16 protein-coding genes and 1 riboswitch are annotated in these 16,507 nt (G+C 63.0%); of the genes, 5 read left to right on the forward strand and 11 right to left on the reverse strand.

From position 1 onward, the window contains the following. Positions 1–24: 24 nt before the first annotated feature. From mtgA to thiC, 9 genes are all read right to left on the reverse strand, one after another. Positions 25–720 carry a monofunctional biosynthetic peptidoglycan transglycosylase gene (mtgA, locus tag BJN45_RS12675; protein WP_076095781.1) on the reverse strand — a complete coding sequence of 232 codons (696 nt, stop codon included), beginning with the start codon at positions 718–720 and terminating at the stop codon, positions 25–27. After that, positions 717–1,541, reverse strand: a complete 825-nt coding sequence (gene aroE, locus BJN45_RS12680) for a shikimate dehydrogenase (protein ID WP_076095783.1) — start codon at positions 1,539–1,541, stop codon at positions 717–719. Before aroE ends, mtgA begins: the two co-directional genes overlap by 4 nt. A gap of 5 nt (positions 1,542–1,546) precedes the next feature. Continuing rightward, on the reverse strand, positions 1,547–2,431 hold the full coding sequence (locus BJN45_RS12685) for a TonB family protein (RefSeq protein WP_205750587.1): 885 nt from the start codon (positions 2,429–2,431) through the stop codon (positions 1,547–1,549). After that, on the reverse strand, positions 2,428–4,329 hold the full coding sequence (locus BJN45_RS12690) for a ribonuclease catalytic domain-containing protein (protein WP_076095785.1): 1,902 nt from the start codon (positions 4,327–4,329) through the stop codon (positions 2,428–2,430). Before BJN45_RS12690 ends, BJN45_RS12685 begins: the two co-directional genes overlap by 4 nt. A gap of 7 nt (positions 4,330–4,336) precedes the next feature. Then, positions 4,337–4,894, reverse strand: a complete 558-nt coding sequence (locus BJN45_RS12695; RefSeq protein ID WP_076096120.1) for a YqiA/YcfP family alpha/beta fold hydrolase — start codon at positions 4,892–4,894, stop codon at positions 4,337–4,339. Continuing rightward, positions 4,891–5,712, reverse strand: coding sequence for an undecaprenyl-diphosphate phosphatase (locus BJN45_RS12700; protein ID WP_076095787.1), 822 nt, complete (start codon positions 5,710–5,712; stop codon positions 4,891–4,893). Before BJN45_RS12700 ends, BJN45_RS12695 begins: the two co-directional genes overlap by 4 nt. Positions 5,713–5,751: 39 nt before the next feature. After that, entirely contained in the window at positions 5,752–5,994 is a 243-nt protein-coding gene (locus BJN45_RS12705; RefSeq protein WP_076095788.1) for a hypothetical protein, read from the reverse strand. Beyond that, positions 5,991–7,382 carry a chloride channel protein gene (locus BJN45_RS12710; RefSeq protein WP_205750588.1) on the reverse strand — a complete coding sequence of 464 codons (1,392 nt, stop codon included), beginning with the start codon at positions 7,380–7,382 and terminating at the stop codon, positions 5,991–5,993. Before BJN45_RS12710 ends, BJN45_RS12705 begins: the two co-directional genes overlap by 4 nt. A gap of 152 nt (positions 7,383–7,534) precedes the next feature. Next, positions 7,535–9,451, reverse strand: a complete 1,917-nt coding sequence (gene thiC, locus BJN45_RS12715; protein WP_076095791.1) for a phosphomethylpyrimidine synthase ThiC — start codon at positions 9,449–9,451, stop codon at positions 7,535–7,537. A gap of 55 nt (positions 9,452–9,506) precedes the next feature. Further along, positions 9,507–9,615, reverse strand: a riboswitch (TPP riboswitch). Between the two features lie 125 nt (positions 9,616–9,740). On the opposite strand from thiC, the gene BJN45_RS12720 reads away from it, so the two are divergent. Genes BJN45_RS12720 through BJN45_RS12740 form a run of 5 tightly spaced genes read left to right on the forward strand, consistent with a single transcriptional unit; the run spans position 9,741 to position 14,275 of the window. Next, complete coding sequence (locus BJN45_RS12720; protein WP_076095793.1) at positions 9,741–11,213, forward strand: carbonic anhydrase; 1,473 nt, start codon at positions 9,741–9,743, stop codon at positions 11,211–11,213. A 53-nt stretch (positions 11,214–11,266) separates the two neighbouring features. Next, positions 11,267–11,899, forward strand: coding sequence for a TetR/AcrR family transcriptional regulator (locus BJN45_RS12725; RefSeq protein ID WP_076095795.1), 633 nt, complete (start codon positions 11,267–11,269; stop codon positions 11,897–11,899). Between the two features lie 60 nt (positions 11,900–11,959). Next, positions 11,960–12,613, forward strand: coding sequence for a protein-L-isoaspartate O-methyltransferase family protein (locus BJN45_RS12730; protein WP_076095798.1), 654 nt, complete (start codon positions 11,960–11,962; stop codon positions 12,611–12,613). After that, positions 12,613–12,936 (forward strand): rhodanese-like domain-containing protein, encoded by a 324-nt coding sequence (locus BJN45_RS12735; RefSeq protein WP_076095799.1) that lies wholly within the window; start codon positions 12,613–12,615, stop codon positions 12,934–12,936. Before BJN45_RS12730 ends, BJN45_RS12735 begins: the two co-directional genes overlap by 1 nt. A gap of 7 nt (positions 12,937–12,943) precedes the next feature. After that, positions 12,944–14,275 (forward strand): TolC family outer membrane protein, encoded by a 1,332-nt coding sequence (locus tag BJN45_RS12740; protein ID WP_076095801.1) that lies wholly within the window; start codon positions 12,944–12,946, stop codon positions 14,273–14,275. Here the strand turns inward: BJN45_RS12740 and waaA are convergent. Further along, positions 14,241–15,500 carry a lipid IV(A) 3-deoxy-D-manno-octulosonic acid transferase gene (gene waaA, locus BJN45_RS12745; protein WP_076096122.1) on the reverse strand — a complete coding sequence of 420 codons (1,260 nt, stop codon included), beginning with the start codon at positions 15,498–15,500 and terminating at the stop codon, positions 14,241–14,243. The two genes, BJN45_RS12740 and waaA, sit on opposite strands and share 35 nt — an antisense overlap. Further along, positions 15,497–16,450, reverse strand: coding sequence for a lipopolysaccharide heptosyltransferase I (gene waaC / locus BJN45_RS12750; RefSeq protein WP_076095802.1), 954 nt, complete (start codon positions 16,448–16,450; stop codon positions 15,497–15,499). The genes waaA and waaC overlap by 4 nt, the downstream gene beginning before the upstream one ends. Between the last annotated feature and the right edge of the window lie 57 nt (positions 16,451–16,507).

The following is a 16,507-nucleotide window of genomic DNA, read 5'->3' on the forward strand; positions in this document are numbered from 1 at the left end:
CTGACAAATTACTGCGGATTTCCCCTAGGGCACGACCGCCGACGGCATCCGGGCGAGGATGATCGCCGTCTTGCGCCCCAGTCCCGGGGCGTTGCGGTTGCGGTCGTAGAAGCGGGGATTGGGAACCATCCCGGCCAGCCGCGCAGCCTGCGCCGGGCCCAACCCAGCGGCGCTGACGCCAAAGTAATGGCGGGCAGCCGCTTCGGCGCCGAAAACGCCATTACCCCACTCGATGACATTCAGGTACACCTCGAAGATGCGCTGCTTGCTCCACAAATGTTCCAGCAGCAGCGTGATCACCACTTCGTTGCCCTTGCGCCAGAAGGTTTTGCTCGGACTCAGGAACAGGTTCTTGGCCAGTTGCTGACTGATGGTCGAACCACCGGCGACAAAGCGTCCCTTTTTCTGGTTCTTTTCGATGGCTTTCTGGATGCCTTCCCAATCGAAGCCTTCATGATCGACGAACTTGGCATCCTCGGCAGCAATGATTGCCCGCTTCAGGTGCAGCGAGATTTGCCGATAAGGGACCCACTGCTGGCGCAGCACGGCGTCCGGATTCTTTGCCCGCAACTCGCCCAGCCGAATTTCCATGAAGCGCGTCGTCCCGGGATTGAAATACCCCCAGTACATGACCCACAGGACCAGCCAGAACAGCCAGATGAAACCCAGCGCAATCAGGCCGAGCAGTCCCCACTTGAACCAGCGGCCGACGGCCTTCATCCGCTGAGCGCTGCCCGCAGCATTGCCAGCACCGGACCGGTCGCGGGGCGCACGCCGCGCCACACGGCGAAGGCTTCGGCAGCCTGGCCGACCAGCATGCCGAGGCCATCGGCGCAGCGCGCCGCGCCTTGTTCGCGGGCCAGTTTGAGGAAAGGCGTCTCGCCCTTGCCGTACATCATGTCGTAGGCCAGCGCGCCCGGCGCGAAAATCCCCGGCGGCAACGGCAGGCTGTCGCCGGACAGGCTCGCCGATGTCGCGTTGATGACCAGATCAAAGCTTTTACCGGCCATTTTTGCGAAATTACCGGCGTCGACCGCAGCAATGTCGGAAAACGCGGCAGCCAGCGCCTCGGCCTTGTCGGCGCTACGATTGGCGATGCTCAGCGCCGCCGGCGCACCGGCCAGCAGCGGTTCGATGACGCCACGCGCGGCACCACCGGCACCAAGCAGCAGGATGCGCCTGCCGCTCAGCGCAAAACCGAGATTGCCGGCAATATCGGCAACCAGCCCGGCACCATCGGTGTTGTCGCCCAGGATGCGGCCGGCGACGAAGCTCAGCGTGTTGACCGCACCGGCCCGTGCGGCCCGCGGCGTCAGTTCGTCACACAGGCGGAAAGCCTCTTCCTTGAACGGCACGGTGACATTGGCACCGCGTCCGCCCTCGGCGACGAAGGCGGCAACGGCGGCGGCAAAGCCATCGACCGGCGCCAGCCGTGCGGTGTACAACAGATCTTCTCCGGTCGACGCGGCAAAAGCAGCATGAATGGCCGGGGATCTGGAGTGGGCAATCGGGTTGCCGAAGACGCAGTAGATATCAGGCATGATGGTCAGCGATTGCTGGTATCGAGCGTATCGCCCGGGACGAAGTTCCATTCGCGGGCAAAGGACAGGATCGAGGCACCGCCCATCGCCTCGCGCGGAATCGGCCCGAACGGGGCCGCCATGCGCAGGATGCGCAGTGCCGCCTGATCGAGCACCTTGTGTCCCGACGAGCGGGATATCTCGGCACTGTAAATGCTGCCGTCCTCGACGTTCAGTTCGACGAAGATGACGACGCGTCCGTACAGCTTGCCGCGCGCCTGCTCCGGATAATTGAGCGTGCCGATGCGTTCGATCTTCTGTTTCCAGGCGTCGAAATAGGCTGCCAGACCATACTCTTTGGTCCGGGCGCCAATGAATTTTTTCTGTGGCCGCTTGTTGTACTCATCGACCGATTTGCTGATTTCACCTTCGAGACGGGCCATCGCCCTTGCTGCATCGGCAAGATCCAGCCCGCTCAGCGGCGTCGCCGGCGCCGGTTGCTCGCTGCGCGTCTCGGCTGCGGCCACCCGGGCCAGACTGCGCGCCTGCGCCAGCATCTTCTGCTGCGCCGCTTCCAGTTCCTGCACCCGCCGCCGCATCTGCTGCAGATCGCTGCCGGTCACCTGCTGCGCGGTTGGCGGCAGCGGTGTCTTCGCCCGACGGTTCTCGTCGGTATTGCCACCGCCATCGAGATTGGCTTGCGCCAGCGCCTGCGCATCGCTCGGCGCGCGCGCCGAACGGGCATTGACGAGGATGATGTCGAGCGCCTTTTCGCGGGCGACCTTCGACGCTTCGGGAAAGGCGAAATGCAGGCTGAGCAACAGCCCATGCACCAGCAGCGAAATGCCGATCGCCAGCCACAGTCGGCGATCGCCCGGGGCGTTCGGTACTGGCGCCAGCCGCTGCTTCACGGCGTTTCTTCCTCCATGACCTCCACCGGCTCGGCGGCATCGAGCAGCGAGACGAAGCGCAGCGTGACTTCCGGTCCGAGCAGGTCGATGGCCTCGACGGTCAGGCGCAGGCGTTGCCCCGGCGACAGGTCGGCCGGCACCGAAGGCACGCGCGCGATCAGCGGCAGGTGGTCGAGCTTGACCAGCTGCTCGCGGCGCACCGTTGCGTCGATTTCGACGATTTCATGCTGCTGCAGCCAGCGCAGGCACCAGTAACGCTCCATCGAACGCTGGAAATCGGCATAGGCGGCGTAAGTCAGTTCGAAATCGCGCATCGCGGCGAACAGTTCGGCGGATTTCTGCGGGAAAGCCGGCGGTTCGCCGCGCAGGCAGGCGATCAGTTGCCACTGGTTTACCAGGTCGCAGTAACGGCGCAGCGGCGACGTCATCCATGCGTATTGCGGCACCCCGAGGCCTTCGTGTGGCAGCGGCGAGGTGGTCATGCGCACCTTGCCCTGCGTCTGCGCCCGGTACAGGCAGGCGATGTTCTTTTCGGCGAGCAGGCCGCCCCAAGTCGAGTTGGCGACGATCATCAGTTCGGCGACCAGCTTGTCCAGCGGACTGCCGCGCTTGCGCTCGCTGATCTCGACGCGGCAGGCATCGGGATCGGCCAGATCGCCGTCGATGGCGAAGTTGTAGTCATTCACGCCCTGCGTCGCCGACGGCTTCCCGCGCCGGCCTTCGCAGGCATTGGCAAAGTGCCACAGGTGCAGCAGTTCGTCCTTGAAGGGTTCGTCGGGCAACGGTCCGTTGATGGTTTCGGCGTTGAACCAGGGTTCGACTTCGTGATGACGCAGATTGGCGGCGATATGCACCATTTCCAGTTGCGACTCGTGCGAAATCACCTCGAATTGCTCGTTGACCGTGAGATAGATCGACACCGCCGGGCAATCGACGCCGCCGGCCAGCGTGTAGTTCTGCACGACCGCGTCGGGCAGCATGGTGATCTTGTTACCCGGCATGTAAACCGTGGACAAGCGGGTGCGGGCAACACCGTCGAGCGGCGAGCCATGCTCGATGGCCAGGCCCGGTGCGGCAATATGGATGCCGATGCGCGAGCCGATGCCGGGCAGCCGGACGACCGACAGCGCATCATCGATCTCGGTGGTGTTGGCATCGTCGATCGAAAAGGCGCGCACGTCGGCACGCGGCAGGTCGCGCGGCAGCTTCGGCGCATCGAGCGCCGGGAAGGCCAAACCCTTCGGGAACTGTTCGTGCAGGAAACGCTTGTAGTGCAGGTGGTAGGCCGACTTGATCGCGCCGCATTTGAACAGCAGTTGCGCGGCGGTCAGGCCGGTTTCGTCACAGGCCGTCTCGAAAGCCTTGGTTTCCGGCTTGTTGCGATCCGGCGCGTAGAGCAGGGCGTCGGTCAGGGCGCCGATTTCCGGCGGCAGACGGAATGCCTTCAGCTCGGTGAGCCAGCCTTCCATCGCGAGCGCTTGCTGACGCTTTTTTTCAAGATTGGCCAGAGCAGCTGCGAGAATGTCGGCAGGCGCCTTGCGGAAGCGGCCCTTGCCTTTGCGGTGGAAATAGACAGGCGCGGCGTGCAGGGCAAGCAGCACCGCCGTCGCTTCGACCGGCGCGGGGTCGTGTCCGTAGTAATCACGGGCAAAATCCAGAAACGAAAATTCGCCATCGCTGACGCACTCCCACAGGAAATCGGCCTCGATTTCTTCAGCCAGCGGCGTTGCCTGCTCGAGCAGGTGCGCGGCGGAAGGTTTCTCGAAGCGCAACAACACGGTTGCGGCCTTGATCTTGCTGCGCTTGCCGGTCGGCATTTCAACCTGCAACGAGCTGTCGTTGTCGGCCATGATGGTGCCGGCCTTGAAGCCGCCGTCTTCTTCAAACAATACATTCATCGGCGGATTATAGCCCGGCAAATTCAATGAGTTGCGGCAACAACTCGGGAAACCGCGTGAAGCTGTGATCGCCGCCCTCGTAGACACGCTGCCGGCAGCCGAACCAGAAGGCCTGCGCATCGTGATAATCGAGCACCTCGTCGCCGGTTTCCAGCAGCAGCCAGTAACGTTCCGGTGTCGGCCGGGCGACCTGCGCGCGCAGTTGCGCGGCGTGTTCGGCGGTGAAGGAAAAGCGCTCGCCGCTATGGAAATTGTCGTGTTCGCCGATGAATTTCGTCACATCGATGCGGTCGACCGCAGCCGGATTGATCAGTACCGCGTTCAACCCGTACTTCTCCGCCAGATGGCTGGCGTAATGTCCGCCGAGCGACGAACCGACCAGCGTCACCCGGCCGCCGGCGGCTTCGATCAGGCGCGACATGTCGGCCATGGCGATGGCCGGCACCGGTGACAGTTGCGGACAGACAAACTGCCCGGCCAGCCCGCGCCGGGCCATTTCCTCAGCCAGCAGGCGCGATTTCCACGATGCCGGCGACGAGCGGAAACCATGCAGGTAAAGGATCACGCCGTCCACTCGACCCAGCCCATTTGTGCGGTCAACAGCACAATCACGCCAAAAACAATGCGATACCACGCAAACACGGTGAAATCGTGGTTGGAAATGTAGCGGACCAGGGCCTTGACGCTGAGCATTGCGGCGATGAACGAGGCGACGAAACCGACAGCGAACACCGGCAGGTCCTCCAGTCGCAGGATCGCCCAGTTCTTGTAGACGTCGTAAAGGGTCGCCGCAAACATCGTCGGAATGGCGAGGAAAAAGGAGAACTCGGTCGCCGTCTTGCGCGACAGGCCGAAGATCAGCCCGCCCATGATCGTCGCCCCCGAGCGCGAGGTCCCGGGAAACATCGCCAGCGCCTGGGCGAAGCCGACCTTGAGCGCATCGGACCAGCGCATTTCGTCGACGCTGTTGATGCGCGGCTGGTACACCTTGCGCTCGATGTAGAGGATCAGGAAACCGCCGACAATCAGCGCGCCGGCGACCGTCAGCGGATTGAACAGATAAGTCTTGATCGTGCTGTGAAACATCAAGCCGAGCACCGCTGCCGGCATGAAACCAACCATCAGCAAGCCGACGAAACGCTGCTGCACCGGGTCCGAGCGCAGTCCGCCGGCCACCTGGGTGATCCGCTCGCGATACAGCCAGCACACCGCCAGGATAGCGGCCAGCTGGATGACGATCTTGAACACCTTGCTCTGTTCGTTGGTGTAGTCGAGCAGACTGCCACCAATGATCAGGTGGCCGGTCGAGGAAATCGGCAGGAATTCGGTCAGCCCCTCGACAACGCCGAGGATCAGGGCTTTCAGGAGAAGAATCGGGTCCATGCGGGGCGGCACTCTATGACAAGAGCGCGCATTTTACCCTTACGGACGCGTCGCCGCCTCCAGATTGGCAAGCCAGCGCAGCGCCTGGTCGCGCGTCTCGCCGCACATTTCCCGCGCCGGCTGCAGCCCGGCACAGCATGCCGGACGCTCCGGCAGCCCGAATATCCGGCAGCGCATGGCAGTATCGAGATGCCGGCAAGCCTCTCCCGCCGGCTTGTCCAGCGAGGAAATCGACGGCGCGATGCAGCAGGCGCCACAGCCCGGGCGACAGACCGGAATCACTTGGCCGGCGGCGGCGACTGTTGCCGGACCATGTGCTCGGCCAGCGTCGCATACAAGGGCTTCGAAACCATCCGTGACACCGCCGACGCGATCAGCGCCGTGGCCATCAGACCGATCACCAGCGAGTAGCCGTCAACCATTTCCATGACGATGATGAACGCAGTAATCGGCGCCTGCGTCGCCGCGGCGAGAAAGCCGACCATGCACAGCACGACGATGGTGGTCGGGAAAGCCTGACCGGAAAGCAGCGGCACCAGATCCTGGCCGATGCCGGCGCCAATCGCCAGCGACGGCGCGAAGATCCCGCCCGGCAGACCGGAAAGGTAGGAAATCACCGTCGCCACGAATTTCGCCGGCCCGTAATACCAGGGCATGTCGGCCTGTCCGGTCAGCAAGGACTTGGTTTCCGGAAAACCGCTACCCCAGGTGATGCCGCCGCTGGTGTAGCCGATCGCTGCCAGCAGCAGCCCGCAAAAAACCACGAAGGCGTAAGGATGCGCGCTGCGGAATTCCGCCAGTCGCCCCTTCCAGCCAGTCACCGAAATCAGCAGCATGCGGGCAAAGATTCCACCGGCGAAGCCGGTGATGACGGCACACGTCAGGATCGTGTACAACAACTCCGAACTTTCGCCGAACACCACGACCCGACCGAAATAGTTGTCGTTGCCAAGGAAATACTGGGCGATCACACCGGCCAGCACGATGGCGGTGATGACCACGCCGCTCATCCGCGACTCGACGCTGCGCGACAATTCCTCAATGGCAAAGACGATCCCGGCCAGCGGCGCGTTGAACGCCGCGGCAATCCCCGCTGCCCCGCCAGCCACCAGCAGATGCTGGCGATGGATGCGCAAGGTTGCCGGCATGAAACGGCCGGCCGCCGCCATCAGGCTGGCGCCGATCTGCACGGTCGGTCCCTCGCGCCCAAAGGAGAAACCTGCGCCGACAGCCCCCACCCCGAGCATGATCTTGCCAAACGCGATGCGCAGCGACACCAGCGGCCGCCACGGCCCATCCGCCGGCCGCTTCATCTCGGCAATCACCTGCGGAATCCCGCTGCCCTGCGACCCTGGAAAATACGTCCGGGTCAGCCAGAGCAAACCGGCACCGGCCAGTGGCGTGACGATGAACGGCATCCAGGGATACAGCGCTGCCGCATGGGCAAAGCGCTCGGCAGCGCCATCGCTGAGCAGCGCAAACGCCACCGCCGCCAGACCGACGACAATGCCACACCCCCAGAAAACCATGCGCCCGCCCCAGATGCGCAATTGCGCCAGCAGGTAGTTCTGGTTGGCACGGATGTAGGCTTGCGTCAGCCGCAAGCGGGCTTCGACCCGCTGTCGAAGCGCCATCAGGCGACGCATGATCCAGCCTTGATCAGAACTCACAACGCCTCCAGGCATCGGGGAGGCTTCGCCATTGCGGCGAAAAATGGAAGAAACACTTCATGACCGGCATTTTGACAGGATTTCGCTGCATCGTTCAGGCAAAAATGGCGGCCAGCGCCGCCATTTTTGCCTGTTTTGGACCGTCGACCGCATCAGACCTTGCGATAAACCTCCGCACCGCTCTTCACGAACTCGACGGCCTTGGTTTCCATGCCCTTGGTAAGCGCTTCCTCTTCGGCAATCCCCTGCGCTGCCGCGAAGTCGCGTACGTCCTGAGTGATCTTCATCGAGCAGAAGTGCGGGCCGCACATCGAGCAGAAGTGGGCAACCTTGGCCGATTCCTTGGGCAGGGTCTCGTCGTGGAATTCGCGCGCCTTGTCCGGATCGAGGCCAAGGTTGAACTGGTCGTCCCAGCGGAACTCGTAGCGTGCCTTGGACAGTGCGTTGTCGCGGATCTGCGCACCGGGGTGGCCCTTGGCCAGGTCAGCGGCGTGGGCGGCGAGCTTGTAGGTGATGATGCCTTCCTTGACGTCGTCCTTGTCCGGCAGACCCAAGTGTTCCTTCGGCGTCACGTAGCAGAGCATGGCCGTGCCGTACCAGCCGATCATCGCCGCGCCGATGCCGCTGGTGATGTGGTCGTAGCCCGGCGCGATGTCGGTGGTCAAGGGACCAAGCGTGTAGAACGGGGCTTCCTTGCAGTATTCGAGCTGCAGGTCCATGTTCTCTTTGATGAGGTGCATCGGCACGTGGCCCGGGCCTTCGATGATGGTCTGCACGTCGTGCTTCCAGGCGATGGCGGTCAGTTCGCCGAGCGTCTTCAATTCACCGAGTTGGGCTTCGTCGTTGGCATCGTAGATCGAACCGGGGCGCAGGCCGTCGCCGAGGCTGAAGGCCACGTCGTAGGCCTTCATGATTTCGCAGATTTCCTCGAAATGCGTGTAGAGGAAGCTTTCCTTGTGGTGCGCCAGACACCACTTGGCCATGATCGAGCCGCCGCGGCTGACGATGCCGGTCATGCGGTTGGCGGTCATCGGGATGTAGCGCAGCAGCACGCCGGCGTGAATGGTGAAGTAATCGACGCCCTGCTCGGCCTGCTCGATCAGCGTGTCGCGGAAGATTTCCCAGGTCAGGTCCTCGGCCTTGCCGTTGACCTTTTCCAGCGCCTGATAGATCGGCACGGTGCCGATCGGCACCGGCGAGTTGCGGATGATCCACTCGCGCGTTTCGTGAATGTTCTTGCCGGTGGACAGGTCCATCACCGTGTCACCGCCCCAGCGGATCGACCAGGTCATCTTCTCGACCTCTTCCTGGATCGAGGAGCCGAGCGCGGAGTTGCCGATGTTGGCGTTGATCTTGGTCAGAAAGTTGCGGCCGATGATCATCGGCTCGCTTTCCGGGTGGTTGATGTTGTTGGGAATGATGGCGCGGCCGCGGGCGACTTCGCTGCGCACGAATTCCGGCGTGATTTCCTCGGGAATGCTGGCGCCGAAGCTCTGCCCCGGATGCTGACGGGTCAGCAGCTTGGCCATTTTTTCGCCCATCGGACCAGTCGACCGCAAGGATTCGACATAGGCAGCGCGATTCAGGTTTTCCCGAATCGCCACATATTCCATTTCCGGCGTGATGATACCTTGGCGCGCGTAGTGCATCTGGCTGACGTTGGCGCCGGCCTTGGCGCGGCGCGGCTTGCGCTGCAGGCCAGGGAAGCGCAGTTCGTCGAGCGCCTGATCGGCCGCACGCTGGCGACCGAATTCGGAAGACAGGTCCGGCAGTTCTTCGGTATCGTTGCGCTCTGCTATCCATTTTGCCCGCAGTGCCGGCAGGCCGGAGCGGATGTCGACCTTCACCGCCGGGTCGGAATAAACGCCGGAACAGTCATAAACATAGATCGGCGGATTCTGTTCGCCGCCCATGCCGGTCGGCGTGTCGGCCTGCGAGATTTCACGCATCGGCACCCGGATATCCGGACGCGACCCTTCAACATAGATCTTGCGGGAATTGGGCAGCGGCTGGATGGCGGCCTCGTCGACGTGGGCGTTGGCGGCGAGGAAGGTGTCTTTGGCGTTCATGAGTGCTCCATGCGGGGATTCAGCAGGGTAAGACGGGCAAGGAGCGATCTGGTTCCAACGGCAGAGTTCGTTTCCCTACGACGGCATGACCCGGTCAGGTTCGAAGGGTATTTCTCAGTCGACCGAAACACCGAAACCGGCTGGCGACACCCCTAACGAGTGGGCTGCAAGGTACTGGAAACACTGGAAAAATGCAACAATTGCACAAGAAAGCTCAAGATTTCTCGAAACTGGTCGAAATAAGTTCGACAAGCCCGCGAATTTCAAAGAAAAGCCTGAGGGAAACATAATGCGTTTGATGACCATTGCCATCGCACTGGCCACCCTGCCCGGGGTCGCCATGGCGGCGCCGAGCTGGCAGAACATTTCTGCCGAAGCCGGCCGCCGCATCGAGCTCGACCGCAGCACCATGAAGCGGGAAGGCAATGTTGTCGAAGCGCTGAGCCGGGTCACCCTAGACCGCGAACTGACTGACAGCCGCAGCGGCGTCCCCTACAAGATCATCGAGGCCACCACCCGCTACGACTGCACGTCGCGCAGCGCCCGCACGATCAAGCGCATCTACCGCCAGACCGACAAGGACACCATCCGCGAGGAAGACATTGCCGGTGCGGAACTGCCGGTGCGCAGCGGCACACTCGACGATCGCGTACTGCGCGAAGTCTGCCGCCCGCCCAAGGAAAGTCCGGCGGAACTGGCACAGAAAGCCAACGAGGCCACCAGCAAATTGCAGCAAGCCAACGAGGCCATGCTGAAGAAGGAACTGGCCAAGGCAGAAACCCCTGCACCGATGAAAACGGTCGAGACGACGAGTTCGGCGCCGATTCCCTCGATTCGGCCAAATCTGAAGGCGGCCATGGAAAATGCGGCCACCAAGGAAGCCCCGCCGCCCGCGCCGGTGGCAGTGCCGGCGCCAAGCATTCAAAAACCGGCCCCGACCATCAACGTCCCGACCGGCACCACGCAAACCGTACGCAACAACGCCCCCAGCCCGCGCCCTGCCAGCCGTCCGGCCGCGAAACCAGCGGCCGCCCAGGGCGGCTACATGCTCGAACTGGTCCGCCCCGAACAGGCCCGGCCACAGTTGCCGGTTGCCTGGGGATACGAAGGTGCCGGCGGACCTGAAAACTGGGCCAGGATCGACCCACGCAACACGCTTTGCGCCAGCGGCCAGCGCCAGTCCCCGATCGATATCCGCGACGGTATCAAGGTCGACCTGGAAACCATTCGTTTCGATTACCGGCCCTCGACCTTCCGCATCGTCGATAACGGGCACACCGTTTCGGTCGCTGTTGGCGACAGCACTTTCTCGCTGACCGGCAAGACATACGAACTGGAAGACATCCACTTCCACCGCCCCGCCGAAATGCGCGTCAACGGCCAGCGCTACGACATGTCCGCTCACCTGGTCCACCGCGCCCACGACGGCAGCCTGGCGGTGGTCGCCCTGCTCCTGGACCGGGGTACCGAGCATCCGGAAATCCAGACACTGTGGAACAACCTGCCGCTGGAAAAGAAGGCTCCGGTCCAGCCGCCCAAGGCAATTATCGACCCGGCAAAGTTGCTGCCCGAATCCAGGCAGTACTACACCTTCATGGGCTCGCTGACGACTCCGCCTTGCACCGAAGGCGTGCTATGGATCGTCATGAAGCAACCGGTCCAGGTTTCCGACGAACAGATCCGGATTTTCAACCGCCTGTATCGCAACAATGCCCGCCCGGTCCAGCCTGCCGGCGACCGCCTGATCAAGGAAAGCCGTTGACCCTGTCGCAGCGGCAGTGATAACTTAATGACCATCAAGTCATTAAGCCGATCATGCACTCTGCCGTCCCTGCAAGAAAGCGCCGCAAGGAAGCCCGCCCCAGCGAACTGCTGTCGGCGGCGCTGACGCTTTTTGTCGAAAAGGGTTATGCCGCCACCCGCCTCGAAGACGTCGCAAACCTTGCCGGCGTCTCGAAAGGCACGCTCTACCTTTACTACGCCAACAAGGAAGCCTTGTTCAAGGCGGTCATCCAGGAAGGTATCGTCCCAGTCATCGTTGAAAACGAGGAAATCGCCGCCCGCCATACCGGCAGCAGTTTTTCCCTGCTGGAAAAGCTGCTCGACCACTGGTGGAACCGGATCGGCTGCACCGCCTACGCCGGCATTCCGAAACTGATGGTTGCCGAGGCGCAGAACTTCCCTGAAATCGCCGCCTACTATTACGCCAACGTGATCGCCCGTGCCCGGGCACTGGTCGGCGCAGCCCTGCAACGCGGCATGGAGAGCGGCGAATTTCATCGCCACGATATCGAATTGACCATCGATGTAGTCATCGCACCCGTGCTGATGCTGCTCATCTGGGAATTCTCGCTCGGCCAGTTTCAGAACACTGCGACCAACCCCCGGGATTATCTTGCGGTGCACATGAAACTGCTGCAGCAGGGGCTGTGCGTCGCTCGGGTATAATCGCATTTTGTCGGAACCAATATATTAGCCTATGCTAATATAAAGCCTGCGGAGACCTCCATGAATATCGAACAAGCGCGCTTCAACATGATCGAACAACAGATCCGCCCCTGGGAGGTTCTGGACCCGCAGGTGCTGGACCTGCTTTTCGTCGTCAAGCGCGAGGATTTTGTGCCTGCCGTTTACCGCGACCTGGCATTTGCCGACATGGAAATCCCGCTGGGTGAAGGCCAGGTGATGCTGGCCCCGCGCATCGAAGCCCGTCTGCTGCAGGAACTCTCCGTGCGCAAGAGCGACAAGGTACTGGAAATCGGTACCGGCAGCGGCTACATGGCCGCGCTGCTGGCTGCCCGCGCAGAACATGTCGTGACCATCGAACTCCGCCCGGAAATCGCCGCGATCGCCCGCGACAACCTGCAGCGCGCAGGCGTCGGCAACGTCACCGTCGAATGCGCCGATGGCATTCGTGGCTGGACGCAACGCGCACCGTTCGACGTCATCGTGCTGTCCGGCGCCGTGCCACAGATTCCCGATGGCATTCTCAAGCAATTGCGTGTCGGCGGCCGCCTGGCTGCCGTGGTCGGCGCCGCACCGGTGATGGAAGCACAACTAATCACTTGTGTTGCCGAAGGTGTTTTCAACACGGTCAACCTGTTCGAGACGGTGATTCCCGTGCTCGACGGTGCCGACGCCAAGCCTGGATTCAGCCTCTGATGCAACAGATCCGGGCAAGCCAACTCGCCGCCTGGCTGGCCGACGACAGTCGGCCGAAGCCAGTGCTGCTGGATGTCCGGGAACCCTGGGAGGTGGCGCTGTGCCAGATCGAAGGTTCGCAGCACATGCCGATGCATACGGTACCGCTGCGCTGCACCGAGATCGAGCCGGAGCGCGAGATCGTGGTGATCTGTCATCACGGCGGACGCAGCATGCAGGTGGCGATGTTTCTCGAACGCAAGGGTTACGGAACGGTGCTCAATCTTCAGGGTGGTGTCGAAGGCTGGGCCTGCGAAGTCGATCCCGGCATGAGCCGATATTGAGGAAAGCATGAAAAAACTCGCCTGGCTTCTGGCCTGCCCACTGTTTGCCTCACCACTGTCCGCTGCCGATCTGATGCAGGTCTATCGCGACGCCCAGGACAACGACCCGGTTTTTGCCGGCGCCCGCGCCACGCTGGACGCCGGTCGTGAAAAGGCACCGCAAGGTCGTGCCGGCCTGCTGCCCAGCCTGACGCTGTCCGGCAATACGGTATGGAACGACAGCGAGACCGACCCGAGAAACAATCTGGCCGCCAAAAGCAGCAACCAGTACAACACCAACGGCTATCAACTGACGCTGTCACAGCCGCTGTTCCGCTGGCAGAACTGGGTGGCCTACGACCAGGCCAAACTGCAGGTGGCGCAAGCTGAAGCGAATTTTGTTCAAGCCCGGCAGGATCTCATCCTGCGCGTTGCCCAGGCTTATTTCGACGTGCTGTACGCCAGCGAAAACCTGACGGCGGTACGCGCCAACAAGGAAGCCATCGCCCAGCAACTGGAGCTGGCAAAGAAAACTTTCGAGGTCGGCACGTCGACGATCACCGACACCCACGAGGCACAGGCGCGCTTCGATCTGGTCTTGGCACAGGAAATCGCTGCCGACAGCGAACTGGAGATCCGGCAACAGGCATTGCAGGCATTGATCGGCAAGGACCCGGGGCCGCTCGCGGCACCGCGCAAGGATGCCCAGTTGAACCCGCCAGAGCCGAACCGGCTCGCCGACTGGGTTGCCGCTGCGGAAAAGGATGCCCTGCCGGTGCAGATTCAGCAGACGCTGGCCGAGATCGCCGCCCGGGAAGTCGACCGGCAACGTGCCGGCCATTATCCGACCGTCGATCTGGTGGCCAACCAGGGCAAGGCGAAGTCCTACACCAGCGCCGCTGTCGGTGCCGTCGATTCGGATTACAGCAACATTGGCCTGCAACTCAACATTCCGCTCTTTCAGGGCGGCCTGACCACCTCGCGCCAGCGCGAGGCGGCCGCCAACCGCAGCGCCGCCCAGTCCGGACTGGAAGCCGCACGCCGCAACTCGACACTGGCCGCCCGCCAGTATTATCTGGGCGTCACCAATGGCCTGGCCCAGGTCAACGCGCTGAAGGCTGCGCTGGTGTCGTCACAGTCGGCACTGGAATCGAACAAGCTGGGTTATGAAGTCGGCGTGCGCATCAACATCGACGTCCTGAATGCTGAAAACCAGGTCTATGTCACCCGGCGCGACCTGGCCAAGGCGACCTTCGACACGCTGATGGCGCAACTCAGACTGAAGGCGGCGGTCGGCTCGCTGGGCGAGGATGACGTAGCCAAGATCAACGCTCTGCTCGAACCGAACAGCGCTCGATAAGCTGCAGCGTACGCTGCGTCGCCCCCCGGTGGGCTTCGGCAAAGGCACTGGCCGCCAGACGCATGGCAGCCAGTTCGTTTTCGGCCTGCAGCAGGCGGTCGACCGCAATCGTCAGGCCTGGCACATCGGCGACGCGCTGCGCAGCACCGGCAGCGATGGCATCTTCCGTCGCCCGCAGGAAGTTGAAGGTATGCGGACCGACCACGACCGGACAAGCGCAGGCCGCCGCCTCGATCAGGTTCTGCCCGCCCAGCGGCAACAGGCTGCCACCGATGAAGGCGAGGTCGGCCAACGCGTAGTAGGCCACCATCTCGCCCATGCTGTCGCCCAGCCAGACCTGCGTATCCGGTGCCGGCAAGCCTTCGCTGCGCCGGACGTGACGCAGCCCGCGCTGCTGCAGCAGCGCCTCCACCTCGGCAAACCGTTGCGGATGGCGCGGCACCAGAACCAGCAAGGCATTCGCTGCGCTGTTTAGCCAGGCGTCGAGCACCAGTGATTCTTCGCCCTCGCGCGTGCTGGCAGCCAGAAAAACTGGCCGCCCGGCCAGCTGCGAACGCCACTGCCGGCCGAGCGCCAGTATCCCCGGCGAAGGCGCCACGTCGAACTTGAGATTGCCGCAAACCTCAACCCGCCCGGCCCCCAGCGCGGACAGTCGCGCGCCGTCAGCTTCGCTCTGGGCAGCAACGGCGCACAGGGAAGCGAAGGCCGGGCGCACCAGCGGGGCAAAGCGGGCGTAGCCACGCGCCGAGCGCGCCGACAGGCGGGCATTGACCAGCAGCACCGGCAGATTGCGGCGAGCTGCGCCGGCCAGCAGGTTCGGCCAGATCTCGGTTTCCATCAGAACGCCGAAATCCGGCGAAAAGTGACGGAAAAAGCGGTTGACCGCATCCGGCAGGTCGTAAGGCAGATAAGCCTGGATCACCCGATCGCCATAGACCGCCAGCCCGGTCGCCCGACCGGTCGGCGTCATGCCAGTCAGCAGGATGCGGTGCGTCGGCCAGCGCTGCAGCAAGGCTTCGATCAAGGGTTGCGCGGCGCGCGTTTCACCGACTGAAACGGCATGCACCCAGATAACTGGATTTTCCGGACGTTGCCCGTAGAAACCGAAACGTTCGCCGACGTTATGCAGGTATTCCGGCTGTTTTCTTGCCCGCAGCAACAAGCGCAGCAGGATGAAGGGCACCAGCAGGTAAAGCAGCGCTGAATAGACAATCCGGGCCATCAGTTGCACACCGGCGCCAGTTCGGCCAGTACCTCGGCCACCCCGGGACACTGCCCCGTGCCACCCAGATTGCGATGAAAACCGCTGCCGTAGACACCGGTCAAACCCGGTTCGGTTGCCGTGTAGAGAGCAACCGTCGGTACCGTCAAGGCAACAGCGAGGTGGGTCAGGCCGGTATCGACACCGACCACCGCCTGCGCACCGGCCAACAGACTTGCCAGCGTATCGATACGTAGCGGCGGCGCTGCCACCGCGCCCGGAATCGCAGCTGCAAGACGGGAAGCCCGCTCGCGTTCAAGCGGACTGCCGGCCGGCAGCACGGCCTGCAAACCCAGCGCCGCCAGCTTGCCACCAAGCTCGACCCAGCGCGCTTCCGGCCACAACTTGTCATCCCGACTGGTGGCGGTCAACAGCACCAGATAGGGCTTTTCCGGCAACCAGTCGAAATCCTGCGCCACCGCCGCAATGCCGTAATCGACTGCATCGTCAACGCGGTAACCGAGCGCAGCCCCGGCCAGCTGGCGATTGCGCACCACCGCGTGCAACTGGCGGTCGACGCTGTAGTGGCGATCGTAAAAACGCGCCGCCAGCGATTCGCGCGCCGAATCAGAAGCGTAGCCGGCAACAATGCCGTTGGCGCGACTGGCAAGCAAGGCGCTTTTGGCCAGCCCCTGCGTATCGAGCACCAGATCGTAGTCAACTTCGCGCACGCGCTGCTGGAATTCCAGCATTTCTCGCCAGGTCGCCGCCTGCAGCAGCGCCTTCCGCCAGCGCCTGACGGCGACCGGAACGATGCGGCCAACCGCAGGATGCAGGCGTGGAATGGCGACGAAACTCTCCTCGACGCACCAGTCGATCCTGGCCTGCGGGAAATGCCGGTGAATGTCGCTGGCAACGGGCAGGTTATGGATGACATCGCCGAGCGAGGAAGTTTTGACAAGCAGGATGCGCATCGGGCGAAACACGGGGGAAGGACGAAGCCGCGATTATAGATCGGCGGAGCGCACAAG

Origin of the sequence: Azonexus hydrophilus, from assembly GCF_001956855.1 — a bacterium.
GTDB lineage: Bacteria > Pseudomonadota > Gammaproteobacteria > Burkholderiales > Rhodocyclaceae > Azonexus > Azonexus hydrophilus_A.